Annotated in this window: 23 protein-coding genes; 13 read left to right on the top strand and 10 right to left on the bottom strand. The window is 62.2% G+C overall.

Features of this window, described 5'->3' with window-relative positions; genetic code table 11:
• Window positions 1-82 precede the first annotated feature (82 nt).
• Entirely contained in the window at window positions 83-1,582 is a 1,500-nt protein-coding gene (locus tag RQH14_RS07075) for a peptide MFS transporter (RefSeq protein ID WP_311212606.1), read from the top strand.
• 93 nt (window positions 1,583-1,675) lie between these two features.
• On the opposite strand, the gene RQH14_RS07070 is transcribed toward RQH14_RS07075, so the two are convergent.
• The gene (locus RQH14_RS07070; protein WP_311212605.1) at window positions 1,676-2,398 is read right to left on the bottom strand and encodes a DUF4190 domain-containing protein; all 723 of its coding nucleotides are present in this window, start codon (window positions 2,396-2,398) and stop codon (window positions 1,676-1,678) included.
• A gap of 216 nt (window positions 2,399-2,614) precedes the next feature.
• Between RQH14_RS07070 and RQH14_RS07065 the strand changes: the two genes are divergently transcribed.
• Complete coding sequence (locus tag RQH14_RS07065) at window positions 2,615-3,370, top strand: glucose 1-dehydrogenase (RefSeq protein WP_311212604.1); 756 nt, start codon at window positions 2,615-2,617, stop codon at window positions 3,368-3,370.
• 447 nt (window positions 3,371-3,817) lie between these two features.
• The gene (gene pgm, locus RQH14_RS07060; RefSeq protein ID WP_311212603.1) at window positions 3,818-5,479 is read left to right on the top strand and encodes a phosphoglucomutase (alpha-D-glucose-1,6-bisphosphate-dependent); all 1,662 of its coding nucleotides are present in this window, start codon (window positions 3,818-3,820) and stop codon (window positions 5,477-5,479) included.
• Window positions 5,480-6,104: 625 nt separating this feature from the next.
• Here the strand turns inward: pgm and RQH14_RS07055 are convergent.
• Window positions 6,105-6,710 (bottom strand): malonic semialdehyde reductase, encoded by a 606-nt coding sequence (locus RQH14_RS07055; RefSeq protein WP_311212602.1) that lies wholly within the window; start codon window positions 6,708-6,710, stop codon window positions 6,105-6,107.
• A 254-nt stretch (window positions 6,711-6,964) separates the two neighbouring features.
• Between RQH14_RS07055 and RQH14_RS07050 the strand changes: the two genes are divergently transcribed.
• Window positions 6,965-8,320 (top strand): solute carrier family 23 protein, encoded by a 1,356-nt coding sequence (locus tag RQH14_RS07050; protein WP_311212601.1) that lies wholly within the window; start codon window positions 6,965-6,967, stop codon window positions 8,318-8,320.
• A 178-nt stretch (window positions 8,321-8,498) separates the two neighbouring features.
• Here RQH14_RS07050 and RQH14_RS07045 read toward each other — a convergent pair whose 3' ends face one another.
• Window positions 8,499-9,305 carry an alpha/beta fold hydrolase gene (locus RQH14_RS07045; protein ID WP_311212600.1) on the bottom strand — a complete coding sequence of 269 codons (807 nt, stop codon included), beginning with the start codon at window positions 9,303-9,305 and terminating at the stop codon, window positions 8,499-8,501.
• Window positions 9,306-9,365: 60 nt separating this feature from the next.
• On the bottom strand, window positions 9,366-9,803 hold the full coding sequence (locus tag RQH14_RS07040) for a nucleotidyltransferase domain-containing protein (protein ID WP_311212599.1): 438 nt from the start codon (window positions 9,801-9,803) through the stop codon (window positions 9,366-9,368).
• 551 nt (window positions 9,804-10,354) lie between these two features.
• On the opposite strand from RQH14_RS07040, the gene RQH14_RS07035 reads away from it, so the two are divergent.
• From RQH14_RS07035 to RQH14_RS07015, 5 genes are all read left to right on the top strand, one after another.
• Window positions 10,355-11,671 carry an extracellular solute-binding protein gene (locus RQH14_RS07035; RefSeq protein WP_311212598.1) on the top strand — a complete coding sequence of 439 codons (1,317 nt, stop codon included), beginning with the start codon at window positions 10,355-10,357 and terminating at the stop codon, window positions 11,669-11,671.
• A gap of 63 nt (window positions 11,672-11,734) precedes the next feature.
• Window positions 11,735-12,832: a sugar ABC transporter permease gene (locus RQH14_RS07030; RefSeq protein ID WP_311212597.1), complete on the top strand. Its 1,098-nt coding sequence runs from the start codon at window positions 11,735-11,737 to the stop codon at window positions 12,830-12,832.
• Complete coding sequence (locus RQH14_RS07025; RefSeq protein WP_311212596.1) at window positions 12,829-13,731, top strand: carbohydrate ABC transporter permease; 903 nt, start codon at window positions 12,829-12,831, stop codon at window positions 13,729-13,731. The genes RQH14_RS07030 and RQH14_RS07025 overlap by 4 nt, the downstream gene beginning before the upstream one ends.
• Entirely contained in the window at window positions 13,731-15,188 is a 1,458-nt protein-coding gene (locus RQH14_RS07020; RefSeq protein WP_311212595.1) for a GH1 family beta-glucosidase, read from the top strand. The genes RQH14_RS07025 and RQH14_RS07020 overlap by 1 nt, the downstream gene beginning before the upstream one ends.
• A 45-nt stretch (window positions 15,189-15,233) precedes the next feature.
• Entirely contained in the window at window positions 15,234-16,253 is a 1,020-nt protein-coding gene (locus RQH14_RS07015; RefSeq protein WP_311212594.1) for a LacI family DNA-binding transcriptional regulator, read from the top strand.
• Here the strand turns inward: RQH14_RS07015 and RQH14_RS07010 are convergent.
• Complete coding sequence (locus tag RQH14_RS07010; protein WP_311212593.1) at window positions 16,250-16,465, bottom strand: helix-turn-helix transcriptional regulator; 216 nt, start codon at window positions 16,463-16,465, stop codon at window positions 16,250-16,252. The two genes, RQH14_RS07015 and RQH14_RS07010, sit on opposite strands and share 4 nt — an antisense overlap.
• The gene (locus RQH14_RS07005) at window positions 16,465-16,956 is read right to left on the bottom strand and encodes a DUF2975 domain-containing protein (protein ID WP_311212592.1); all 492 of its coding nucleotides are present in this window, start codon (window positions 16,954-16,956) and stop codon (window positions 16,465-16,467) included. The genes RQH14_RS07010 and RQH14_RS07005 overlap by 1 nt, the downstream gene beginning before the upstream one ends.
• A 193-nt stretch (window positions 16,957-17,149) precedes the next feature.
• Between RQH14_RS07005 and RQH14_RS07000 the strand changes: the two genes are divergently transcribed.
• A complete protein-coding gene (locus RQH14_RS07000) occupies window positions 17,150-17,716 on the top strand; it encodes a type 1 glutamine amidotransferase domain-containing protein (protein ID WP_311212591.1) in 567 nt (188 codons plus the stop codon).
• Between the two features lie 101 nt (window positions 17,717-17,817).
• Here the strand turns inward: RQH14_RS07000 and RQH14_RS06995 are convergent, their stop codons facing one another.
• Window positions 17,818-18,066: a hypothetical protein gene (locus tag RQH14_RS06995; protein WP_311212590.1), complete on the bottom strand. Its 249-nt coding sequence runs from the start codon at window positions 18,064-18,066 to the stop codon at window positions 17,818-17,820.
• A gap of 208 nt (window positions 18,067-18,274) precedes the next feature.
• Here RQH14_RS06995 and RQH14_RS06990 point away from each other — a divergent pair, with 208 nt between their 5' ends.
• The gene (locus RQH14_RS06990) at window positions 18,275-18,718 is read left to right on the top strand and encodes a peptidase inhibitor family I36 protein (RefSeq protein ID WP_311212589.1); all 444 of its coding nucleotides are present in this window, start codon (window positions 18,275-18,277) and stop codon (window positions 18,716-18,718) included.
• Between the two features lie 224 nt (window positions 18,719-18,942).
• On the opposite strand, the gene RQH14_RS06985 is transcribed toward RQH14_RS06990, so the two are convergent.
• Both RQH14_RS06985 and RQH14_RS06980 read right to left on the bottom strand, forming a co-directional pair.
• Window positions 18,943-19,443 (bottom strand): hypothetical protein, encoded by a 501-nt coding sequence (locus RQH14_RS06985; RefSeq protein ID WP_311212588.1) that lies wholly within the window; start codon window positions 19,441-19,443, stop codon window positions 18,943-18,945.
• Between the two features lie 74 nt (window positions 19,444-19,517).
• On the bottom strand, window positions 19,518-20,180 hold the full coding sequence (locus tag RQH14_RS06980) for a GntR family transcriptional regulator (RefSeq protein WP_311212587.1): 663 nt from the start codon (window positions 20,178-20,180) through the stop codon (window positions 19,518-19,520).
• Between the two features lie 272 nt (window positions 20,181-20,452).
• On the opposite strand from RQH14_RS06980, the gene RQH14_RS06975 reads away from it, so the two are divergent.
• Both RQH14_RS06975 and RQH14_RS06970 read left to right on the top strand, forming a co-directional pair.
• Complete coding sequence (locus tag RQH14_RS06975; RefSeq protein ID WP_311212586.1) at window positions 20,453-22,030, top strand: AbgT family transporter; 1,578 nt, start codon at window positions 20,453-20,455, stop codon at window positions 22,028-22,030.
• A gap of 71 nt (window positions 22,031-22,101) precedes the next feature.
• A complete protein-coding gene (locus RQH14_RS06970; RefSeq protein ID WP_311212585.1) occupies window positions 22,102-23,196 on the top strand; it encodes an NAD/NADP octopine/nopaline dehydrogenase family protein in 1,095 nt (364 codons plus the stop codon).
• 213 nt (window positions 23,197-23,409) lie between these two features.
• Here RQH14_RS06970 and RQH14_RS06965 read toward each other — a convergent pair whose 3' ends face one another.
• Entirely contained in the window at window positions 23,410-23,544 is a 135-nt protein-coding gene (locus RQH14_RS06965) for a hypothetical protein (protein WP_311212584.1), read from the bottom strand.
• Between the last annotated feature and the right edge of the window lie 209 nt (window positions 23,545-23,753).

Below are 23,753 nucleotides of genomic sequence, written 5' to 3'. Positions count from 1 at the left end.
CCGCAGAGGTCCTCTTACGCCCGCCTGAGTCGCGCGTCTAACATATGGAAAGTGGTTGCCCCGGGCATATATCGATGTGACAATGCCCGCAGTCAGTGCCAGCATTGAGAAAATGAGCACACCTCAAACCACGGCTGAGTCCGCAAAGCCAGCGGGCGATACGTCATTCTTCGGCCACCCAAAGATGTTGGCCAGCCTCTTCTCCGTGGAAATGTGGGAGCGATTCTCCTTCTACGGCATGCAGGGAATCCTGCTTTACTACATGTACTTCACCGCCGAGCAGGGCGGTCTTTCCATTGACCAGGGCCTCGCCGCTGGTTTGGTGGGCGCGTACGGTGGTGGCGTTTACCTGTCGACGATCCTCGGCGCATGGCTCGCCGACCGTCTCTTCGGCTCCGAAAAGGTCCTTTTCGGCTCAGCCATCATGATCATGGCCGGCCACATCGCACTGGCCCTCCTGCCGGGCATCCCCGGCTTGATCGCTGGCCTGGTGCTGGTGGGCATCGGCTCCGGTGGCCTGAAAGCCAACGCTACTGCGCTGGTCGGCAGCCTCTACGGCGAAAAGGACGAGCGCCGTGACGCCGGCTTCTCCATCTTCTACATGGGCATCAACATCGGTGGGCTCATCGGCCCGTTGGTCACCGGCTGGCTCCAGACGAGCTACGGCTTCCACGTCGGTTTCGGCGCCGCGGCGGTGGGCATGGCGATCGGTCTGGTGGTCTACTCGCTGGGCCGCAAGAGGCTCCCTGAGGAAGCACACCGCGTTCCCAACCCCCTCCCGGCGAAGGACCGCACCAAGTACGGCCTGATCTTCCTGGGTATCCTGATCGTCATCGGAGTCCTGCTGGGCACCGGGATTGTCAACGCCAACAACCTGGCCCGGAGCATGGCCTACGCTGCAATCGGTGCCGCGGTGGTCTACCTGTTCCTGATCTTCCGCAGCCCGCTGGTCACCGCCGTGGAGCGCAAGCGCGTGATCGCCTTCATCCCCCTGTTCATTGCATCGGCCGGATTCTGGGCGCTCTTCCAGCAGCAGTTCACGTTCATCGCTGTGTACTCGCAGGAGAAGCTGGACCGCAACCTGTTCGGTTGGGAAATGCCGGCGGCCTGGGTCCAGTCCATCAACCCGGTGTTCATCATCATCTTCGCCGGCGTCATGGCTGCCCTGTGGACCAAGCTGGGTTCCAAGCAGCCGAGTTCGCCGCTGAAGTTCTCCGCAGGCCTGTTCATCATGGGCCTGGCGTTCCTTGCCTTCATCCCGCTGGCCGGCGAAGGCAAGACCCCGCTGCTGGCACTGGTGGGCATCCTGTTCATGTTCACCCTGGCCGAGCTGTTCCTCTCCCCCATCGGCCTGTCCGTGAGCACCAAGCTCGCCCCGCAGGCCTTCCATACCCAGATGGTGGCGCTGTTCTTCCTGTCCGTCTCGCTCGGCACCACGCTGGCCGGCATCCTCGCCGGCCTCTACAACCCGGAGGACGAACTGCCGTACTTCCTGGGCATCGGCAGCGTGGCAGTGGTCCTGGCTGTCGGTTTGGCTGCAGCATCGCCCGCGATCAAAAAGCTGATGGGCGGCGTGCGGTAACAGCCGTAACGGACTGACGTTAAACGACGACGGCGGCCCTTGCGTTCGGTGGGATTCCCACCTGACGCAAGGGCCGCCGTCGTACGCGTTTGTTTAGTAGTTGTAGCGGCCGCTGCTGGAGGCGCCGATCGCAGCGAAGAAGATGATGCCGAAGATCACCGTCAGCGCGATGCCGATGTAACCCATCACCAGGCCGGCGATTGCCATGCCCTTGCCTGCGGGCTCGCGCTTGAGGCCGAGGTGGCCCAGGATCACGGCGGCGATCTGCGGAAGGATGAAGAATCCGAAGCCAACAAAAATGGCGATACCGCAGCACATGCTGGCAATACTCAGACCCTTGGGCTCGGCCTGCATGGCGTAGTACGCAGGCTGGCCGTACGGTGACTGCGGCTGGCCGTAAGGCTGCTGGCCATAGGGCTGCTGACCGAACGTCTGCTGCTGCTGGTACGGGCTGGGCGGCTGGCCGTACGGCGACGGCGGCTGCTGGCTGTAGTCACCCGGCGTGTAAGCGCTGGCAGGCGGCTGCGGCTGGGCGTAGAAATCGTTCTGGCCCTGGGCATTTTGCGTGTACGCGTCCTGCGCGTGAGAGTCCTGCCCGTGTGCGCTCTGCCCATAGGGCGGGAGGGGCTGCGTGGCGTTGGCGCCCTCGCTTGATGCGCCCTGGTCTGCGGCGCCCTGGTGCGGTGCGCCCTCGTGCGGTGCGCTCTGGCCGGGTGCGCTCGACTCGGGCGCGCTGAACTGTGCGGGCGGGACGTACTGCGGCGGTTCGTAGCCCGCCGGCTTGTCCTCGTTGCCCTTGGATGGCTGATCTGACATGGAATCCCCCTGAAAGTGGTCTTTGCTCCCAACACTACCGCCGTCCGGCGCGCCGCATAAGGTAACGCGCACTGATGGCATGGGCACAACAACCCATCCCGAAAGATTCATGCATAAGCATGGAATATTTTCGAGTCAGACTCGGTTTATAGGAATAGCGACTTAAGCAGCGCTCACCAAAGAAATCGGCGGGATCCGTCCCGCGAAGGAGGAATCATGGGTAACTTCGAAGGCAAGACCGCGCTCGTCACCGGCGGCGGCTCAGGGCTTGGGGAAGCCATCAGCAAGGACCTCGCCAAGAACGGCGTCAAGGTAGTAATTACTGACGTCAACCTCGACGCCGCCACCCGCGTGGCCAACCAAATCACGGCCGACGGCGGCACTGCGGTTCCGTTCCAGGCCAACACTGCGGTGGCTGAAGACAGCAAGAAGGCCGTCGACTTCGCCGTGGAAACGTACGGCGCCCTCAACTACGCCGTGAACAACGCCGGCATCGGCGGCGCCAGCGCTCCTGTGGGCGACGTCGACATCGAGGACTGGGACAAGGTCATCGCCATCAACTTGAGCGGAGTCCTGTACGGCCTGCGCTATCAGATCCCGGCCATCCTCGCCGCGGGCGCTTCCGAAGGCGCCATTGTGAACATGGCTTCGATCCATGGTGCCGTCGCAGCTCCCGGCAACGCCGCCTACACCGCTGCCAAGCATGCCGTGGTGGGCCTGACCAAGAACGCTGCTGCCGAATACGGCGCACAGGGTCTCCGCGTCAACGCAATCGGCCCGGGCTACATTGACACTCCCTTGCTGGCCGCTGCCCCGAAGGAAGTCATTACCGGGCTCGAGGCCAAGCACCCGCTGGGTCGTTTGGGCACGGCCGATGAAATTGCGAACGTCACCACGTTCCTCCTTTCCGACAAGGCCAGCTTCATGACGGGCTCCTACGTCCTGGTCGATGGTGGTTACACGGCCGTCTAGCACTGGTTTTGAAGCGCTCCGGCGGGGGTAAGGGTGGGGCATCGCTACCGTTACCCCCGATCGCGCCCGTAACCTCTGGAGCGAAACGCGCGAAAGGGTGCGCCCCGGGGCTACGAGTGGCGCGCCAGGCGGGAACGGGTGCACCCGGCGGAAAGAGCTGCACCGCGAACGAAAGCGGGTTCCCGGGGTTTACGGGTGGGGCATCGCTACCGTTACCCCCGATCGCACCCGTAACCTCTGGAGCGAACCGCGCGAAAGGGTGCGCCCCGGGGCTACGAGTGGCGCGCCCAGCGGGAACGGGTGCACCCGGGTGCGGTCTTAACGGGGAATGAATCTTTGCTGGCTTGGCGGTTTTTGTCCTGACGTAACACCGCCTTTCGGCGTCACAGGGGCCGGATCCCGGACATTTCGTGTCAGCTGACGCCAAGGTCTGGCATGCTGGACCCCATGGCTAGCCGAGCGGGCACAGTTGCCCTTCCCCAGGACCTTGTTGACATCACAGCCCTGCTGGACGCGTATTTCGACGTAGCTCCGGACTTGGGTGATCCCGCGCAGCGCGTGGCGTTTGGAACGTCGGGACACCGCGGATCCAGCTTGAAGGCATCGTTCAACGAGCCTCACATCCTTGCGATCACGCAAGCAATCGTCGAATACCGTGGACGCCAGGGCATCACCGGCCCGCTGTTCATTGGCCGTGACACCCACGCCCTCAGCGAGCCGGCGCAGAATTCCGCCCTGGAAGTGCTGGCCGCCAACGGCGTGACCGTCCTGGTGGACGCCCGCCACGGCTATACTCCCACGCCGGCCTTGAGCCACGCGATCCTGAAGTACAACCGCGAAGCTGCGCCGGGCACCCCCCAGGCCGACGGCATCGTGGTCACCCCCAGCCATAACCCTCCCGGCGACGGTGGCTTCAAATACAATCCTCCCCACGGCGGCCCGGCCGACACTGATGCCACCGGATGGATCGCCGACCGCGCCAATCAGCTCCTCGAGAACGGTCTCCGCGGCGTCAAGCGCATTCCGTTGAACGATGCCCTGAGCGCTGACACCACCGGCAAGTTCGACTTCCTCAGCAGCTACGTTGACGATCTTCCCTCGGTGCTCAACCTCGACGCCATCCGCAACGCAGGTGTCCGGATCGGAGCCGACCCCATGGGCGGCGCCTCCGTGGATTACTGGGGCGAAATCGGCGAGCGTCACCAACTCAACCTCACGGTTGTAAACCCCACCGTCGATCCGCAGTGGGCGTTCATGACCCTCGACTGGGACGAGAAGATCCGCATGGATTGCTCGTCGCCGTCGGCCATGGCGTCCCTCATTCAGCGCATGGCCGCTGGTGCCGACGGCACCGCCGCCTTCGACGTCGCAACCGGTAACGACGCCGACGCCGATCGCCACGGCATCGTGACACCGGACGGTGGTTTGATGAACCCGAACCACTATCTGGCTGTCGCCATCGATTACCTGTACCGGAACCGCGGCGGATGGAACCCGGAGTCCGTTGTGGGCAAGACCCTGGTGTCCTCCTCGATCATCGACCGCGTTGCGGGCGGGCTCGGCCGGAAGCTGGTTGAGGTTCCCGTGGGCTTCAAGTGGTTCGTGCCCGGGCTGCTGTCCGGCGAAGGCGCATTCGGTGGCGAGGAATCGGCCGGCGCTTCCTTCAACAAGCTCGACGGCAGCGTGTGGACCACGGACAAGGACGGCATCCTGCTGGCCCTCCTGGCCTCGGAGATCACCGCCGTCACGGGGTCCTCCCCTTCGCAGCTGTACAAGGGCCTGACGGACCAGTTCGGCGCGCCCGTTTACGCCCGCATCGACGCCGCCGCCACGCGTGAGCAGAAGTCCAAACTGGGCAAGCTCTCCGCCGCCGACGTCACCGCGACGTCCCTTGCCGGCGAAGAGATCACGGCCAAGCTCACCGAGGCTCCGGGCAACGGCGCATCGATCGGCGGCCTGAAAGTTGTCACGGAGAATGCCTGGTTCGCGGCCCGCCCCTCCGGCACCGAGGACGTCTACAAGATCTACGCCGAGTCCTTCAAGGGTGCGGACCACTTGAAGCAGGTGCAGGAAGAGGCCAAGGCGCTGGTGGACGGGGTTATCGCCTGACTCCAACCATCTCTCACCTCCCACGGCCTTCCGGCCAGCCCTCTTTCACCTCCCGCGGCCTTCCAGCCAGCCCTCTTTCACCTCTCGCGGGCCTCCGGCCAACCATCTCTCACCTCCCGCGGGCTTCCAGCCAACCATCTCTCACCTGCCCTAGAGTCGTGGGAAGGACATGCAACCCGGGGGGAACGATGAGGCTCGAGGCCTGGCACGTAATGGTTTTACTCATACTGCTGGTGGTGGCCGCCGTGGTGATCGTGGCGGTGACCCTACTCGTCCGCTGGGTCATCCGAGCGGCAGATCATCGTGATCGGGGCAATCGACCCGAGCGGGAGTGACAGAGCGTCGGGCTCAAAACCCGAGAGATCTGCGAGAGCGTCGGGCCCCAAACCCGCGGCACCTGATCGAGCGTCCGGCTCAAACCCGAGGGACCTGAGCGAGCGTCGGGCCCCAAACCCGAGGCACCTGATCGAGCGTCGGGCCCCAAACCCGAGAGACCTGATCGAGCGTCGGACTCAAGCCCGAGGGTTGTGAGAGAGCGATCTATGGGTTCGGCCCGGCCAGGGTGCCCGCAACGCAAAACGCCCGCCCACATTCCTGTGAGCGGGCGTTTTTGTTGCCTAAAAACTTAGACGGTGCGAACAACGTCGTCGTAGGCGAACTTCGGCTTGGCTTCGCCCCAGGCTTCCGGGCCGGGCTGGCCGATGTTGACCACGAGGAAGCTCTTCTGGTCACCGGCCGGGAAGAACTCGGCGTCGATGGCGGAGAAGTCGGCACCGGTCATCGGGCCCGCGGCGAAACCGAGTGAGCGTACGGCCAGGATGAAATACCCGGCCTGCAAGTGAGCGTTGTTATTGCCCGTAGCAGCGGCGAAAGCGGGATCGGCGTCGTACATTGCCTTGGGCGCGCCGTAGGCGGGCAGGAACTTGTCCCACTGCCCCTGCCAGTCGGTGTCGTAGGAGAGGATGGCGACCAGCGGGGCGGAGGCGGTCTTGGCCTTGTTGCCGTTGGAAAGGGTGTCCACCAGCTTGGCGCGGGCCTCGTCCGAGCGGACGTAGGTCACGCGGAGTGGCTGGGAGTTGAAGGCGGTGGGGCCGAACTTGGTCAGCTCGTAGATGGCGCGGGCCTGCTCGTCGGTGACCTCACCGGCAAAGCTGTTGGCGGTACGGGCTTCGGCAAAAATGGCGTCGACTGCTGCGGCGTCAATGACTGCTTCTTCGTGGGCGATCGTCATTCGTAAACCTTTCGCTGGGCCCTGGCCCTGAACCGGCCGGGCACTTCTGCTTTCCATGGTTGCAACTTCAACTTCCGTTGTCCTCTTCCCGTGACGGCCCGTGACGTTGGGCACACAGCGTGACTCCGCGTGTCGTTTCCTTGCGTTGTGAGGCCCGCTTTGCGCTTCATTCGGCGCGCGAGGCGCGTAGAGCGGGCCCCGCAATGGCGGTAATGTTGCACCGAATCCCAACACTCTTCTGAGGAAGGCCCGCCATGAGCATGCTCGGCATCAAATGGAAGCTCCACGGCAACGGCAAGTCCATTCGCCCCGGCCACGTGGTGGCGCCCGACGAGCGGCTGGCTTGGCCCCTGACCATCGGCATCGGCATGCAGCACGTGGTGGCCATGTTCGGAGCGACGTTCCTGGTGCCCATCATCACGGGCATGCCGCCGGCCACCACCCTGCTCTTCTCCGGCATCGGCACCCTGCTGTTTCTGGTGATCACCAAGGGCCGCGTGCCCAGCTACCTTGGTTCGAGCTTCGCGTTCATCGCCCCGATCATGGCGTCCCAGCAGCAGTACGGCGTCAGTGGCGCCTTGGGCGGCGTGGTGCTGGCCGGCGTCGTACTGGCGCTTATTGGTGCGGTGGTCCAGAAGTTTGGCGCCGAATGGATCAACCGGCTGATGCCGCCGATCGTCACCGGTGCCATTGTGGCGCTGATTGGTCTCAACCTGGCGCCGGCCGCAAAGGCGAACTTCGACCTCGCGCCGGTTACCGCCCTCATCACGCTTGTCACGATCATCCTGGTTTCCGTTCTATTCCGGGGAATTCTGGGGCGACTGAGCATCCTGGTGGGCGTTGTCGTGGGGTACCTCGTTGCGATGATGCGCGGCGAGGTTTCCTACGAAAAGATGGACGCCGCCGCGTGGATTGGCCTCCCCCTGTTCCAGACCCCCGAGTTCCACATCGGTGTGGTGGGGCTGTTCGTGCCGGTAGTGCTGGTGCTCGTGGCTGAGAACGTGGGGCACGTGAAGTCTGTGGCCGCGATGACCGGCCAGAACCTCGACGGCGTCTCCGGCCGCGCGCTGATGGCCGACGGCGCCGCGACCGTACTTGCCGGGTTCGGTGGCGGTTCCGGTACCACGACGTATGCGGAAAACATCGGCGTTATGGCAGCCACCAAGGTCTACTCGACGGCGGCCTACTGGGTGGCCGGTATCTTCGCCATCTTGCTGAGCTTCTCCCCGAAATTCGGCGAACTCATCGCCACCGTCCCGGCCGGTGTCCTGGGCGGCGCCGCGACCATGCTGTACGGCATGATCGGCGTGCTCGGCGTGAAAATCTGGGTGCAGAACAAGGTCAACTTCTCCAACCCGATCAACCTGACCACAGCTGCCGTGGCTCTGATTATCGGCATCGCTGACTACACGTGGACGATTGGCGAACTGAAGTTCACCGGCATCGCTCTGGGCTCCGCTGCTGCCTTGGTGATCTACCACGGCATGAAGGGGCTGGCTCGCTGGCGCGGGACCGTCGCTGAGCCGGAAACCGAGACGGCGGGGCTGCCGCCTGCGGTGAAGTCGGCGATGAACGCTGCGGCTAAGCGGGGCGGGAAGAAGGGGAAGTAGGGGGGGTGGCACCGGCAGGAATGTCACGCGTTCCGGATAACTGGTTGCTGGCTAGGGGGCTTGTGATCGTGGCCGGCCTCAAGTTCAGCGTACGGGACACCAAGGGCTGATAAACCACGACGGCGGTCCTCGCCTCAGACTAAGGCGAGGACCGCCGTCGTGGTTCAGGCAAAACGCGTCAGTCCGCGGCCTCGCGTCCCATGGACCTTTCCACCTGGCCAAGCCAGTCCCCGACGAGGGCAGCCGTTAGCTCCGGTTGATCCAGGTGCGCGTTGTGACCGGCTCGATCAAGAACGGCGGTGGTGGATTGTGCGTAGCTGCGCGCGAGCTCGGTCTGATCCTCAAACCCCACTACATGGTCCTGGCGCCCAGCGAGAATCAGCGTGGGTCCCCGAAAGTTGGCCAAGCGATCTTCCGGCTCGGCACGGAGTGCGTAGCTGCTCGAAATCCGCTGGACCGCTGCTTGATCGAAGACTCTTAACCCAGGCAGGGCCGCATCTCGGAAACGAAACCAATTCTCGGGGGATTGGACCACGGCCATGGCCTCATAGTCGGCCGCATCCGCGGGTTCCAAGGCCGCCAACAAGGTCGGGTCTGTTTGGAGCACTGTCTTGGCAGGAAGGGTCCGGGAACCGTGATCCGCAACGACCACTGGGCAAAGGAGCGCCAGGCCCAGTACCTGTTCCCCGAATTCGGCCACCAGGTGACGGGCGATCATGCCACCGAAGGAGTTTCCGAGGATCGCGAACCTTTCTGCACCGAAGGTCTTTCGGGCAAAGGAGACAACTGCTTTGGCCACGGCATCCGCGCTATCGATCTCGGGTCCTGCCGCGGATTGGCCCATGCCCGGCAAGTCCACGTAGACCCGCCGCCACTGACCGTGAGCATCGAATACGGGGTCGAGCCCCAACAAAAGGCGATGATCAACGCAGAATCCGTGAATGATCAGGATTGGGGTCCCCGCCCCATAGTCAACAGAATGCACCCTCGAACGCTAACACCGGTGGCAACTGACTGGGACCGCATGTGGCCGGCCTTGCCCGAGTCAGACCCGCGACCTCGAAGCACGGAGGTGGCGCGACAACCAATGGCGATCACCTTGAAGGTGAACGCCTTCTCTCATAATCGAGTCGAATATGGGCGCCTTCCGAACTTCGGACGCTTCGTAGATCATCGGGCGAACGTCATTGCCGGTGAGACGGTAGACGTCTAGGGCCAGATCCCCGATCTGCTCATAGAGTTCATCGCCGGTGCCGTCATGAACGATGAACAGCAAGTCGATATCAGAGTCGTTGCGCATGTCCCCGCGTGCGGCAGAACCAAAAAGAGTTACCTGCAGGGGGCGTTCAGGCCATCTCAATATTGCGCGGGATACGAAACGCGTGAAGCGTTCCCTGCCCTGGGAGGCTTCAGCGATGACGCCGGCGAGCATGTGAGACGAATTCAGGGTGTACTCGGTTCGGTTGCCGACCTGTACGCCCATGACAATGCCGCTGTCTTGAAGTCGCTCCAAGCATCGCCGAGTGCCAGACACCGAGGCATGGATGCCACGGTCCCGAACCAAATGCCCGGGTGTACTTGGACGCCCGTCCGCCAGTGCCATAAGGACATCCGCCTCAAGCGTCGGACATATCGCCCTCAAGGGGTTTTGCAGTTGCATCAGGCCTCCAGAATCGCTTCTTATTATACGCGATTTGCTGCTATCGCCGGGCGCGCTGGACGCGCCTGTCAGAAATCGTTTCTGGCAACACCATCACCTTTGCCGGCACCAATGCGACCCTTCGGGATAGTTGGTGGAGAGCGCCCATCGAGGGGCGAGCTCTCGACAGTAAAGGCCCTCCATACCCCCGAGAGCTAACCCCTCGGCAACTTGAGAGCCAACCCCTCGGCGGGCCGACTTACGAAGACACAGAACCACTGTGAGAGAGCGCTCTCTTGACGTACGTGACTTGCAGCACATACATTGGTCCCACATCCCAGAGAGCGCTCTCTCGCCACAGGCGTACGGTCGCTCGAACACACAAAGGAGTGATCGTGGAGTTTTCGCGACTAAGGAAATTTACTGCCCTGGCGGGCGTAGCCTCTCTTGCCCTCGTGGCGGCAGGCTGCAGCGGCGGAGGCGACAAAGCGGCGAGCGGCGACAACCCCGTCACACTGACCGTGACAACGTTCGGTACCTTCGGATACGACGACCTGTATGCCGAATACGAGAAGCAGAACCCCGGCGTCACCATCGAGGCCACCAACATCGACCGTGGTTCCAACGCCAGGACCGATGCGTTCACCAAGCTGGCCGCCGGCTCCGGACTCAGCGACGTCACGGCAATCGAGGAAGGCTGGCTCGGCTCCATCATGGAGGTTTCGGACCAGTTCGTGGACCTCAAGGAGCACGGCGCCGAGGACATCAAGGGCAACTGGGTGGACTGGAAGTTCAAGCAGGGTACCGACCCCAATGGCCGCGTGATCGGTTACGGAACGGACATCGGACCGCAGGCCTTGTGCTACAACGGCAAGCTCTTTGAAGCAGCAGGCCTGCCGAGCGCCCGTGAGAAGGTCGCGGAATTGTTCGGCGGCAAGGACGCAAGCTGGGACACGTACTTCAAGCTGGGCCGCCAGTACAAAGAGGCCACGGGCAAGGCCTGGTATGACCAGTCCGGCTTCGTCTGGAACTCCATGGTCAACCAGATGGACGAGGGTTACTACGCCAAGGACGGCAAGCTCAACGTCGAGGGCAACAAGGACATGCGGGCAAAGTTCGACATGCTCGCGGCCGGCACTGCCGATGGCCTGTCCTCCAACCAGACCCAATTCGACTGGGGTAACGGCAAGGCATTCGTGGACGGCTCCTTCGCCACGCACGTTTGCCCGGCATGGATGCTCGGCACCATCAAGGGCCAGCTCGAGTCAGCAGGCGGCGGGGCAGCCAGTGGTTGGGACGTAGCCGATGTCTTCCCCGGCGGCGCCTCCAACTGGGGCGGCGCGTTCCTCTCAGTCCCCAAGAGCTCCAAGCACCCCGCTGAAGCAGCCAAGCTGGCAGCATGGCTGACCGCACCTGAGCAGCAGATCAAGCAGTCCGCTGCAGCGAACAATTTCCCGAGCACCCTTGAAGCACAGGCAAAGATCGTGGAAGCAGCAAAGCCGAACGAACTGTTCAACAACGCTCCCTACGGCGCCATCTTTGAGTCCCGCGCTGAGGGTGTCATCGCCCAGTTCAAGGGTCCGGATGACTCCGTGATCCAGGAGAACGTGTTCGGCCCGGCCCTCAAGATGCTCGACTCGGGCAAGGGCACCGCAGATGAGGCCTGGAATGAAGCCGTCAAGCTCCTCAACGACCTCGTGGTCAACAACTAGCAGCACCCGGCCGTGGGGCCTCCGGGAAACCGGAGGCCCCCTCACAGAGTCTGAGACCCGACCATGACCACCACCTTGAACCGCCCGGCGGCCGGCAGAACGGCCCCCACCAAACCGAAACCGACGTTCCGCCAACGCCTTAGCGTCTTCGACATGAAGGCGTCCCCGTACTTCTATATCGCCCCGTTCTTCATCCTGTTCGCTTTGGTGGGCCTCTTTCCCCTGGGCTACACCTTCTTCGTCTCCCTCTTCGACTGGCACCTACTCAAAGGCCAGGGCGAGTTCGTGGGATTCCAGAACTTCGCCGAGGTTCTTCAGGACAGGTTCTTCTGGAACTCCCTGTTCAACACCGTCAGCATCTTCTTGATCTCCACCATCCCCCAGCTGATCATGGCCACCATCATCGCCGCGGTCCTGGACCAGAACCTCCGCGCCAAGACGTTCTGGCGCATGAGCATCCTGCTCCCCTACGTTGTCACTCCCGTGGCTGTCGCCATGATCTTCACCAACATGTTCGGGGAGCAGTACGGGCTCATCAACAACATCCTGTCCAGCTTCGGCATCGACCCGGTGATGTGGAAGAACGACACTCTTCCCAGCCACATCGCGATCGCCACCATGGTGAACTGGCGCTGGACCGGCTACAACGCGCTGATACTCCTGGCCGCCATGCAGTCGGTACCGCGCGATATCTACGAGTCCGCAGCAATCGACGGTGCCGGTTCCGTCCGCCGCTTCTTCAGCATCACACTGCCGAGCATCCGGCCCACCATGGTGTTCGTCATTGTCACTGCGACCATCGGCGGGCTGCAGATCTTCACCGAGCCCCGCCTCTTCGATCCCGTAGCTGCCGGCGGAACGGCACGACAGTTCCAGACCACCGTGCTGTACCTGTGGGAGATGGCCTTCCAGCGGCAGAACTTCGGCAAGGCCTCCACCATCGCCTGGCTCCTGTTCCTGATCATCCTGCTCTTCGGCATCGTGAACTGGCTGATCTCCCGCCGCATCGCCACCAACGGCGACGATCGCGGCGCAGCCAGCCGCCGCCGTCGTCAGCGTTCTTCCGCTGCGAATACAAAAGCGGACGACGCCGGCCTCACCGCCCAGGCGGCAGCGGCACCAGGCGCGGCACCAGACTCAACCCCGAGGAGCGGGAAATGACCCTCACGCAAAACCGGCCACCAGCACCGGCCCCTCAGCGAGCCTCCCGATCCCTGGCCACTCGAAAAGCACTTTTCGGCAACGGCCGGCGACCCGGTTTCCTCACTTATGGGTTGCTGCTCGCCTTCTTCCTGGCCTCCGCCTACCCGCTGTGGTGGTCCGTGATCATCGGCAGCCGCTCCAACGAAGCCCTCGGCGAAACCTGGCCGCCGCTGTTCCCGGGCGGCAACTTCTGGACCAACGTCGGGGAGGTTTTCGACACCGTCCCGTTCTGGCTGGCACTCGGCAACAGCGTCCTGATCTCCGGCATCATCACCATTTCGGTGGTGGGCTTCTCCACCCTGGCCGGATACGCGTTCGCCAAGCTGCGCTTCCGCGGCCGCAACTGGCTGATGGTCGCGGTGATTGCCACCATGGCCATCCCCACGCAGCTCGGCATCATCCCGCTGTTCATGCTGATGCGAACGCTCGGCTGGACGGGTGAGATCGGCGCCGTCGTGATCCCTACGCTGGTAACAGCGTTCGGTGTCTTCTTCATGCGGCAGTATTTGGTGGACGTGATCCCGGACGAGCTCATCGAGTCCGCACGCATGGATGGCGCGTCCATGATCTCCACGTTCTGGCATGTGGCACTGCCGGCCGCGCGCCCGGCCATGGCAATCCTGGGCCTCTTCACGTTCATGACGGCATGGACTGATTTCCTGTGGCCCCTGCTGGTGCTCGACGCCGGCAACCCCACTTTGCAGACGGCGCTCAGCCAACTGCAGTCGGCCCGGTACGTGGACTACTCGATCGTCCTGGCCGGCGCCGTCATGGCAACACTTCCGCTGCTGGCACTTTTCGTCCTGGCGGGCCGTCAACTTATTTCCGGAATCATGCAAGGAGCAGTGAAGGGCTAATGCCATTCGAAGCAACAACCCACCCAGCGATCACCCCCTTTAACAGGGTGTGGCCCGAGGGCTTCCTGTGGGGCTCGGCTACCGCCGCAGCCCAGGTGGAAGGCGCCAGCCACGAGGGCGGCAAGGAAGACTCCGTGTGGGACGCGTTCGCCCGCGTTCCGGGTGCCATCGCCAACGGTGAGACGCTGAAGGACGCGGTGCAGCACTACCATCGCATGCCCCAGGACGTCAGGATCATGAAGGAGCTGGGCCTGGATTCCTACCGCTTCTCCACCAGCTGGTCACGCGTCCGGCCGGGCGGCCCTACAGCGAACGCCGAAGGCCTGGACTTCTACTCCCGTTTGGTCGATGAACTGCTCGACGCCGGCATCCTCCCGTGGTTGACCCTTTACCATTGGGACCTGCCGCAGGCGCTGGAGGAGAAGGGCGGCTGGGCAAACCGCGACACCGCCTACCGCTTCGTCGACTACGCGAACGACGTCTATTCGGCCCTCGGTGACCGTGTTCAGCACTGGACCACGTTCAACGAACCGTTCTGCTCCTCGCTCCTTGGCTATGCGGCGGGCGTGCACGCTCCCGGCCGTCAGGAGCCGGAAGCAGCCGTCGCGGCGATCCACCACCAGCACCTCGCCCACGGCCTGGTGGTCAACGAGCTGCGGAGCCGCGGCGCCCAGCAGTTGGGGATCACGCTCAACCTCAGCAACTCCATCCCGCGGGATCCTTCCGATCCCGTGGACCTCGATGCCGCGCGCCGATTCGATTCGCTGCAGAACAGGATCTTCCTGGATCCGATCCTCCGCGGCACTTACCCCGAGGACACGCTCAACGACCTTGAACAGTTCGGCATCCGGGACGTCATCAAGCCCGGCGACCTGGACATCATCGGTGCACCCATCGATTTCCTGGGCGTCAACCACTATCACGACGACCTCATAAGCGGTCACCCCACCGCGGAACACGGCGACGGCCACTCGGGCGGCGCAACCCGCCCGACGTCGTCTTGCTGGATCGGTTCGGAGGACATCGCGTTCCCGAGCCGAGGCCTGCCGCGAACAGCGATGAACTGGGAGGTCAACCCCGATGGACTGCGGAAACTCCTGGTGCGCCTTGGCGAGGAATACCCCACGCTGCCGCCGGTGTACATCACGGAAAACGGCGCTGCCTACGACGACGTCGTCAGTCCCGACGGCGCAGTCCACGACGCCGAGCGGACCCAGTTTGTCCTCGACCACATCACCGCCGTCGGCGAGGCACTCGACCAAGGCGCCGATGTGCGCGGCTACTTTGTGTGGTCACTCCTGGACAACTTTGAATGGTCTTGGGGTTACGGCAAGCGCTTCGGGGTGGTTCGCGTGGATTACGACACCTATGAGCGGACCGTGAAGGACAGCGGACTGGCATATTCGCGGGTCATCGCCTCGGCCAAGGCATCAGCCGACGTCACTGTGAACGCCTAAAGTAGCCTTCAGAGGCATACTTTTCTTTACGTTCCGGAGATAACGATGACGCAGGACACCAGCGGCCCCCGGCCGGTACCCACCCTAGAGATGGTGGCTGCCTTGGCCGGGGTGTCGCGGGCCACCGTGTCCCGCGTAGTCAACGACAGCCCGAGCGTTGACCCTGAAATGGCGCAGTCCGTGCGGAAAGCCATCCTCGCACTGGACTACACGCCCAACCGCGCAGCCCGTTCGCTCGCCAAACGCCGGGCAAATGCGGTCACGCTGATCGTTCCGGAGTCGACGTCCAAGGTCTTCGCCGATCCCTTTTTCGCCTCGGTAGTGCAGGGCATTGCCCTGTATCTCACCGATACCGAGTACACGCTGAATATGGTGATCTCCTCGGAATCCAAGCCGGAGAAAACCCGCAGCTTCCTGCTCGGAGGCAACGTTGACGGTGTCCTGGTGGTGTCACACCACAGTGGTGACAACTCCTGGACGCACCTTTCCGGGTCCCTTCCGATGGTGTTCGCCGGACGCCCGTTGGTGGGCGGCAAAGAGAGCTACTACGTGGATGTCGCCAATGAGCAGGCGGCCTACGAAGTCACCAAGTTATTGACCGGGAGCGGCCGGACAAACGTAGCCACCGTTGCGGGGCCTCAAGACATGCCACCGGGCCTCGACCGCTTGGCTGGGTGGAGGACTGCCATGCGGGAGGCGGGTCTTGGGGAAAGTTTGGTGGAGGAGGGCGACTTCACCTTGGCTTCCGGCGCCAAAGCAATGCACCGTTTGCTGGATCGCGGCGTGCCCATTGACGCCGTTTTCGCAGCGAACGACCAGATGGCCGCCGGCGCCTACACCGCCATCCAAGGGCGGGGCCTGCGGATTCCGGAGGACATCGCCGTCGTCGGTTTTGACGACGATTCCTTCGCTACCTCCGTCACGCCCGCCCTCACCACCGTGCATCACCCGATCGTTGAACTCGGCAAGAAAATGGCCGAGACCCTCGTTCACCTGATCGAGGGCAAGCCGGCGGAACGCGTCACCAGGATGCCAACGTCGATCGTGATCCGCGATTCCGTCTAGGAGCGATCCTCGGATTGCCATCGCAGCAGATCCCCTGGTTGGCACTCCAACACCTCGCACAGGGCTTCGAGCGTAGTAAACCTCACGGCTTTCGCACGCCCGTTCTTGAGTACAGCCAGGTTCGCCGGGGTGATGCCTACTTTCTCGGCGAGGACTCCGACGGGCATTTTGCGCTTGGCCAGCATGACGTCGATGTCCACGATGATCGGCATCAGATAACCTCGTCCAGCTCGGCCCTCAGTCCAGCGGCTTCGACGTCCCGCGCCACGGCCTGGGCGAGGAGGGTTCGCATCACCAGCACAACCAGCGCCACTCCCCCGATCATCAACGCAGCACCACAAATCAACAACACGATGCCAGGGGCTGTCTCGCCGGGCGCCAGGATCACTGCGATGGCAAACATCAGTACCGCCGCAAAAGCGATGGCTCCGAAGATGACGTCCACAAATCGGAAAGCCCGGTGGGAGAACACCGTCCCGCGGCGGACCATGGTCAGCAAACGCCACACGCAGACCGCAACCACCTGGACACACAGAATTCCCAAGACCATGATGGCCAGCAGCGCAATCCGCGGCCCATCCGGGGCGCCTGCCTCCATCAGGTCGGTTGAAAGCATTGGCACCATCCGCACCTGCACGAACAATGAACCCGCCAGCACCAAGGCAATCACAACCCGCAAGGCGAGGATCGTCAGCTTTCCCATTGAGAACTCCCTTATCGAACAACAACCTGATTCTATCGATATTCGATACTTAAGCAACTGCAGTTACCGCTTTCTCCGATAGTCAGCTTGCTTACTAAAAGCTCTTTCCCTAGGCTTGAACAGGTCAGACAAGAAACTCTCACAGCGGCGGACCACGCTCAAAAGCACTCCGCCGCGCAATGGAGGAGGAACAATGTCAGAACACAACATCGCAGGCAAGAAGGTCGCATTCCTGTTGACGGACGGCGTGGAGCAGGTGGAACTCACCAGCCCATGGCAGGCGGTCAAGGACGCGGGTGGCGAGCCAACCCTCGTGGCTCTGTCCAAGGAAAAGCTCCAAGGCTTCAATGGTGTTGAGAAGGGTGACACCTTCGACGTCGACCTCGCCGTGGCCGATGCCAACGCCTCCGACTTCGACGCCCTTGTCCTTCCCGGCGGCGTCGTGAACGCAGACCATCTCCGTGTAGACAAAGACGCGCAGAACTTCACGCGGGGCTTCTTTGAACAGCACAAGCCGGTGGCCTCAATCTGCCACGGACCGTGGATCCTCATCGATGCCGGCGTTATCAAGGGCCGCAACGTCACCTCCTACCACACCCTCCAGACGGACCTGAGGAATGCGGGCGCCAACTGGACCGACGAGGAAGTGGTGTGCGACCAAGGCTTGGTCACCAGCCGCACCCCGGACGACCTCCCCGCCTTCAACGCCAAGGTGGTCGAGGAGATCTCCGAGGGCCAGCACGCCGGCCAGACCGCTTAGCGGTCACCGACCCGCATACGGCAAGTGCCGCCGTCGTACTTTCACAAGAAGCACGACGGCGGCACTTGGCGTTTCGCTGACCTCACCTATTGGCAGCGGGACTATCCACGCACAGTGACGGAGAACTTCCACACGACTTTCCCGGTGTCGGTCATGATGAAGCACTGACTCGCACGGGTCCAGGAAGAGTTCATCGTGAGGCGCTTCGTGTTGCATGAGGACTGTGTACTGAAGTCCGTCGGGTACAGGTAGGTGTAACCCGCAGCCTGTGCGGGCGCCGCAACCGCGAGGCCTCCGGCGGCAAGTGCGATCGCTGCAACAACACGGGCAATGGTCTTCTGATGCTTCATGGTCTCTCCCCATATAGGCCTGAATGAATATGGGCAAACTATCAGTGCAACCCAGGGGACAAAATGGGCAGGAGTGCCCATGATGGCGATGCGTCGGGCTGTGGGTAGTTCACCCCATCGCGCGCACCTCAGCCGTGCGCGAGGATACGCAAACACGCTTCGGCGAAACCGGACGGCCACCTACATCCCCGATAAAGGAGTAAGAACCATGAAACTCGCCTCAAAGATCGCAAGCGCCGGCGCTCTGCTGGGACTCGCTGCAACGTCACTGCTAGCGGGAGCGCCTGCGGCTAATGCCTCGGGTACGGGCAAAGCCTGCCCGGTAAACCGTGTGTGCCTGTACTTCAACAGCAACTTTGAAGGGGCACGGGCTGACTTCGCATACAGTGATGCCGGCCTGGGCAACGAGCTCTTCACCGATGGCCCAGCTGGCGCGAACGGCTGGGGAGTCCAAGTCAACAACAACGCGGCGTCACTCATCAACAACACCCCAAGCGGAGCTAACATCTATGACGGACCCAACTGCACTGGTGAGGCATGGGCTACCTACGGTGGAGAACGCGTCAACTTGGCTTCCATGGGCATGAAGAACCGGGTTACCTCAATTCAGATAGAAGGCGCATGCATCAACCGGGATCAGTCCTGGGCATAGCAGGCCGACGAAAAGATCAAGGACGTGCTCAAGAGGGAGCACCCCAATTTGATGGCCGGGGCGTGGCGGGCTGTCGGAACTGAGCCCACCACGCCCCGGCTTTGATACGGCACCGACGCCTGTCCCAAACACAACCTGACGTCCCACTTGCTTGGTAGTGGGACACGAAAGCATCAGCCTGATGTAGGGACAGATCTACGGCCACAGGACCATGTCACAGAGGTCTAGTCCCACCAGAGTTCGACAATGGTGCTGCAGTTTGGCTCTGCGGAGACGATGGTGACATCATCGCAGGCTTGTTCCAGCTCCCCTTGGATTCTTGGCAGATCCGGGACAGCCAGGACGAGGGTGGCGTTGTCCGTATCCGAGAGGTGCAGCGGCACGGCACCTGCGAGCCGGTTCCATCGGCGTAGGAGCACTGCGAGTTCCGTTCGGGTGCTTAGGTTGTCGGCGCCTTCCCATTCGACGGAGTGGACGACATCGCCGGGGTTTTCAACTTGAACGGCAACCAGGTTACCCACACCAATACTGACCACCGGGGCATCCGCGGGCAGGACCACTGACTGGGGCCCAGTGTCGCGCCCTGCGGTTGCGTCGGCTACGACCGTGTATTCGTGCAGCGCCCGCTTCTCGGCCTCGGCGTCGAGCAAGGGTGGGAGTTCTTCGGATTCGGGGCCTTGCTCGTCCCATGCTTCGGCGAGTTCTTCAGGGTCCGACGGTTCCACACCGTAGGAGAAAACATGCCAGCCCGGCAGCTTTCCCGTCAGTTCACCCTGGACCTGCCACAGCTGGGCACCGGTCAGGACGCCTGCTCCGCGCGTCCGTTATCGTTGGCCATCAGCCCTTCAAGCATGTGGGTGCGGGCGCGCTCGATGCCTGAGGAGACTACGTGCCGGATTTCGTCTTCCGTCCCGGTGCGGATGATGTCGACGATTCGTCCATGATTGGTGGCCGTGTAGGGACGCCCCTGTGCACCCCGGAAGTTAAGAAATCGCTCGATTTCCTCATGAAGAGAATTTATGGTTTGTGCGAGCAGTGGTATGCGTGACAACTCCGCGATCCGGACATGGAGGAGCCGGTTCCTTTCGTTCAAAGTCGCCGCATCCGCGTCGGGGCTGACGCTGGCCTCACCGAGCTCCGCCAGCGCGTCAAGCTCTTCAGCATTGGCACGCCGGGATGCCAGAACCGCCGCCTCCGGTTCAAGAAGTTGGCGCATGCGGTAGGTGTCTTGGAGTTCCCCGAAGTCAATCGGCTTCACGAGAGTGCCCCGCTTTGGAATCACCACAACCAAGCCCTCGCGACGGAGCAGATTCGTAGCCTCGCGAATTGGGGTTCTACTCATTCCGTACTCTGCGGCCAGATATGTATCCAAGATGGCGCTGCCAGGTCTGAAGCGGCACCGCAGAATGTCCCTCTTGAGCATTTCGTATGCCCGATCCGCCATCGAAACCGGCTTATCCATCAGTCCTGGCCTTCCCCAGCGCCGCAGCGCACGCCTTGCCTCTTGCACTTCTGTTTTCGCGACTGCTATTGACAGCAGCGTGTGACCAGCCTAACATCCCTGTTATATATAACACGAATAACACTTGCATTCTTGAGTCGATGTGCCTTGTAGTTCAGGCCTTAAGCGACGACGCTGAAGGTGTCGAGCTCGAGCGGACCCATCCACTCAGGTAGTCCAACTCAACTCCCCATTTCCATGTGATCCACCTGAACCAGACAAGGCTTTGAGCGATGACACAAGCTCCTGTCGATACGACAATCGATGTCCCTACAAACCGTCTCTATCGGGCTCTCAGCGCCATAGAGCGTGCCGGCAACAAGCTCCCCCACCCGTTTTGGCTCTTTGTCATTTTGATAGTGATTCTCGGTGCGGTGAGCGCGATACTCGCTGGCCTGAACGTCACTGTCACCCTGCCAGGCAAGAACGAGACAGTCGCCGTCAAGAACCTCTTCTCCATGGAGGGGGCCAAGTTCGCTGTTGAGTCCGCGCTGACCAACTACGCCACGTTCCCGCCACTGGCGACTGTTGTCGTCGTTCTGCTCGGCGTTGCCGTCCTGGAACGCAGCGGGCTTCTGACAGCTCTACTCCGGGTCACCATTGGGCGGTTGCCAGCCTCAGTGCTGACCTTCTCCATTGCTTTTAGCTCGATGATCGCCCACGTCATGAGCGACTCCGCCTACCTCGTCATGATCCCCCTCGGCGCACTGGCCTTCCGCGCGGTAGGCCGTAGCCCTGTCCTGGGCCTCATGGTCGCTTACGCTGCAACTGCCGTTGGCTTCAATGCGAGCCCCCTGGTGACACCAGCTGATGCCATTCGGTCCTCGTTGTCGACCGCGGCAGCCCGCCTTGTCGACAAGGACTACGTCATCACCCCGGTGGCAACATACTTCTTCACGGCTGCCTCTTCGGTAGTTCTGGCCGTTGCCATCGCTTTCATCGTGGACAAGCTCCTAGCGCGCCGCCCAGAGTTCGGTTCATCCACCCTCGAAGCTGACTTCGAAAAGGCCGACAAACTCTTCAACACCTCTGCCAACGCCAACAGTGCAGTAAAGCTTGCCCCAATCGAAACGAAGGCGCTCACTGTTTCCGCGCTGACCTTCCTGTTGTGCGTGGCCCTCATCTCGGTGATGCTGTTTCCGGGCTCACCGTTCCTTGGTGAAGGCGGCGACCTCGTGACTTCCGTCGTCGTAAAGAACATCGCCATTTTCCTTTGCATCATCTTCGCCGTCCTTGGCATCGTCTACGGGCGGATCACAGGCTCAATCCCTAAACTCAGCGAGGTCCCCGTGGCCATGGCCGAGGGAATCCGCAATCTTGCACCCGTGCTCGTGCTCTTCTTTGTCGTGGCTCAATTCCTGGCCTATTTCGCATGGACAAACATCGGTTCGGTGATCAGCGTCAATGGCGCCCAGGCGCTTAAGTCCCTCGAAGCACCGCACCTTGTCATCCTGCTGGTGATCGTGCTGGCCATCAGTGTCCTGAACATGCTCATCACCAGCGGCTCGGCAATGTGGTCAATCCTGGCCCCAGTGATCATCCCAATGGTGATGTACGTCGGGCTCAAGCCCGAAGCCTCGATGGTGGCCTTTATGATCGGCGACTCCGTCACAAACTGCGTCACACCGCTGAACGGATACTTCGTGCTGGCCCTCGGCTTCGTCCAGCAATTCCGGAAGGGCGCAGGCATTGGAACCATGCTCTCCTTCACCATTCCGCTGGCCGTTGGAGTCCTCGTGGTCTGGACCGCGTTCTTTGTCCTCTGGTACGCCCTCGGAATCCCTCTCGGACCCGGCGTCCCTGTCCGCTAAGGCAGCGGCCCCTTGTACCTGCGCGGAATAGCTCGTTTCGCGTTCCTCATAAACGAAGGAAACATACCCAAATGGGAAGTATCGCAATTGTTGGAGCAGGAAACGTCGGCCAAGCAATCACCGGCCATATGGTTCTCCAAGGACATGACGTCCGGCTCTTCTCACGCTGGGAGAAGGATTTCGAGGCAATCATTGCCAACAACGGAATCGATCTCTCAGGCGATGTTGAAGGTCACGCAAACAAACCGACGCTGACAACCGACCTCGACGATGCCATCGTTGGCGCTGACGTCGTCATCGTCGCTGCGCCAGCGTTCGCCCATGCCTACCTGTCAGAGCGTCTCGCCGCGTTGCTGGAACCAGAACAACTGGTGGTGTTCCAGCCCAGCGTCCTGGGCAGCTCCGTCGAACTCGCCAGGCACTTCGCCCTGGCACAGCGAACGCCATGCCTCATAGCCGAAACCCCGACAAGCCTATATACCTGCCGCCTCCGTGGCCCGGCGCAGGTCTTCATCGGCGCAATCAAGCAAGCTGTTCACCTGGCAACCATCCCTCACGCGTCCTCCCAAGACGCACTCGACCGTCTAAGCCACTACTTCGGCGACCGCTACATCGCCGGCAGCGATACCCTGTCAGTGGGCCTTGGAAACTGCAACGCGATTTACCACGTCCCCCCGGCAGTGCTGAACATCAAAACCGTCGAAGATGCAGACGCCCGGCCCCACCACACATTGGTAACCCCCCGCGTCGCGGAGGTCATCAACGCGCTCGATCAAGAACGGCTCGCTCTGGCGGAGGCGCTCGGAGTAAAGACGCCGAGCTTCTGGGAATTCCTCGAAAGCGCCTACGGCGTCACCGAGGGAACCCATGTGGAACGAATTGTTCAAGGCTACGGACGTCAAGCATTCCCGGAACCCGATTCTCTGACCCACCGGTACTTTACTGAGGACATCCCCTTCGGTTTGGTGATCTGGAGCTCGCTGGCAAAACAAATCGGGCTCCCCCTCCCACTGACTGACTCCTTCATCAAGATCAGCGGACTCATTTGCGGAACTGACTTCGAAGCCGAAGGCCGGACAGCGGACGTACTCGGCATTGAAGGCCTGGACGCTGCAGCAATCAAAGAAGCCTTCCTAAACGGCGTGACTCCGCTAGTCACCGCGTAAGGAAACCACTGCTGGCAGGGTCAGGTCTTCCTTCGAAGACCTGACCCTGCTGGTTCAGATACAGCTCAGCTCGTGTGTCCCGGATTCGCCCGGACCAAGTAGCGGCACCTGATTCAGCGCAGACGGGACAGACAGATGGGATACGCCACGACGCCAGCCCGAGATTTCACCGCGATCAACTGATGACACCGCCAGCCCGAGATTTCACCGCGATCAACTGATGACACCGCCGGCCCGATCAGCCACGGCGAGAGTGCAGCCATCAAGGACCTCACCCACCGCGACGGAATGCTCCGCGTAGACCAGCTCACTTCGACGGTCCGGGTCCAGCGCCACGACGGCTACCACGCCACGTACGACCTCGACACAGGCCAGACACAGGAACCGTAGACGCAGTCATGCCCGATACGCATGGGACACCCCACCCCAAAACCGGGTCATTCGTTCGCCAAGCGCTCTGTCCGAGCCGACTCCCTGGCGAGCGTCACGGTTCTACAAAGGTGTCCCACAACCTTAGTACTGGAACACTCTCGTTGGGACGGTCCCACTCGGCTGAT

The sequence above is a fragment of the Arthrobacter sp. WCS2018Hpa-7 genome (assembly GCF_031843805.1).
Taxonomy (GTDB): domain Bacteria; phylum Actinomycetota; class Actinomycetes; order Actinomycetales; family Micrococcaceae; genus Arthrobacter.
The sequence above is the reverse complement of the archived record's forward strand: the minus strand, read 5'-3'. Positions and strand labels throughout refer to the sequence as shown.

Coding starts and splice junctions, on each gene's coding strand:
- RQH14_RS07075 (WP_311212606.1), top strand. CDS start 83: ATGCCCGCAGTCAGTGCCAGCATTGAGAAAATGAGCACACCTCAAACC.
- RQH14_RS07070 (WP_311212605.1), bottom strand. CDS start 2,398: ATGTCAGATCAGCCATCCAAGGGCAACGAGGACAAGCCGGCGGGCTAC.
- RQH14_RS07065 (WP_311212604.1), top strand. CDS start 2,615: ATGGGTAACTTCGAAGGCAAGACCGCGCTCGTCACCGGCGGCGGCTCA.
- pgm (WP_311212603.1), top strand. CDS start 3,818: ATGGCTAGCCGAGCGGGCACAGTTGCCCTTCCCCAGGACCTTGTTGAC.
- RQH14_RS07055 (WP_311212602.1), bottom strand. CDS start 6,710: ATGACGATCGCCCACGAAGAAGCAGTCATTGACGCCGCAGCAGTCGAC.
- RQH14_RS07050 (WP_311212601.1), top strand. CDS start 6,965: ATGAGCATGCTCGGCATCAAATGGAAGCTCCACGGCAACGGCAAGTCC.
- RQH14_RS07040 (WP_311212599.1), bottom strand. CDS start 9,803: ATGGGCGTACAGGTCGGCAACCGAACCGAGTACACCCTGAATTCGTCT.
- RQH14_RS07030 (WP_311212597.1), top strand. CDS start 11,735: ATGACCACCACCTTGAACCGCCCGGCGGCCGGCAGAACGGCCCCCACC.
- RQH14_RS07025 (WP_311212596.1), top strand. CDS start 12,829: ATGACCCTCACGCAAAACCGGCCACCAGCACCGGCCCCTCAGCGAGCC.
- RQH14_RS07020 (WP_311212595.1), top strand. CDS start 13,731: ATGCCATTCGAAGCAACAACCCACCCAGCGATCACCCCCTTTAACAGG.
- RQH14_RS07015 (WP_311212594.1), top strand. CDS start 15,234: ATGACGCAGGACACCAGCGGCCCCCGGCCGGTACCCACCCTAGAGATG.
- RQH14_RS07010 (WP_311212593.1), bottom strand. CDS start 16,465: ATGCCGATCATCGTGGACATCGACGTCATGCTGGCCAAGCGCAAAATG.
- RQH14_RS07005 (WP_311212592.1), bottom strand. CDS start 16,956: ATGGGAAAGCTGACGATCCTCGCCTTGCGGGTTGTGATTGCCTTGGTG.
- RQH14_RS07000 (WP_311212591.1), top strand. CDS start 17,150: ATGTCAGAACACAACATCGCAGGCAAGAAGGTCGCATTCCTGTTGACG.
- RQH14_RS06995 (WP_311212590.1), bottom strand. CDS start 18,066: ATGAAGCATCAGAAGACCATTGCCCGTGTTGTTGCAGCGATCGCACTT.
- RQH14_RS06990 (WP_311212589.1), top strand. CDS start 18,275: ATGAAACTCGCCTCAAAGATCGCAAGCGCCGGCGCTCTGCTGGGACTC.
- RQH14_RS06980 (WP_311212587.1), bottom strand. CDS start 20,180: ATGGATAAGCCGGTTTCGATGGCGGATCGGGCATACGAAATGCTCAAG.
- RQH14_RS06975 (WP_311212586.1), top strand. CDS start 20,453: ATGACACAAGCTCCTGTCGATACGACAATCGATGTCCCTACAAACCGT.
- RQH14_RS06970 (WP_311212585.1), top strand. CDS start 22,102: ATGGGAAGTATCGCAATTGTTGGAGCAGGAAACGTCGGCCAAGCAATC.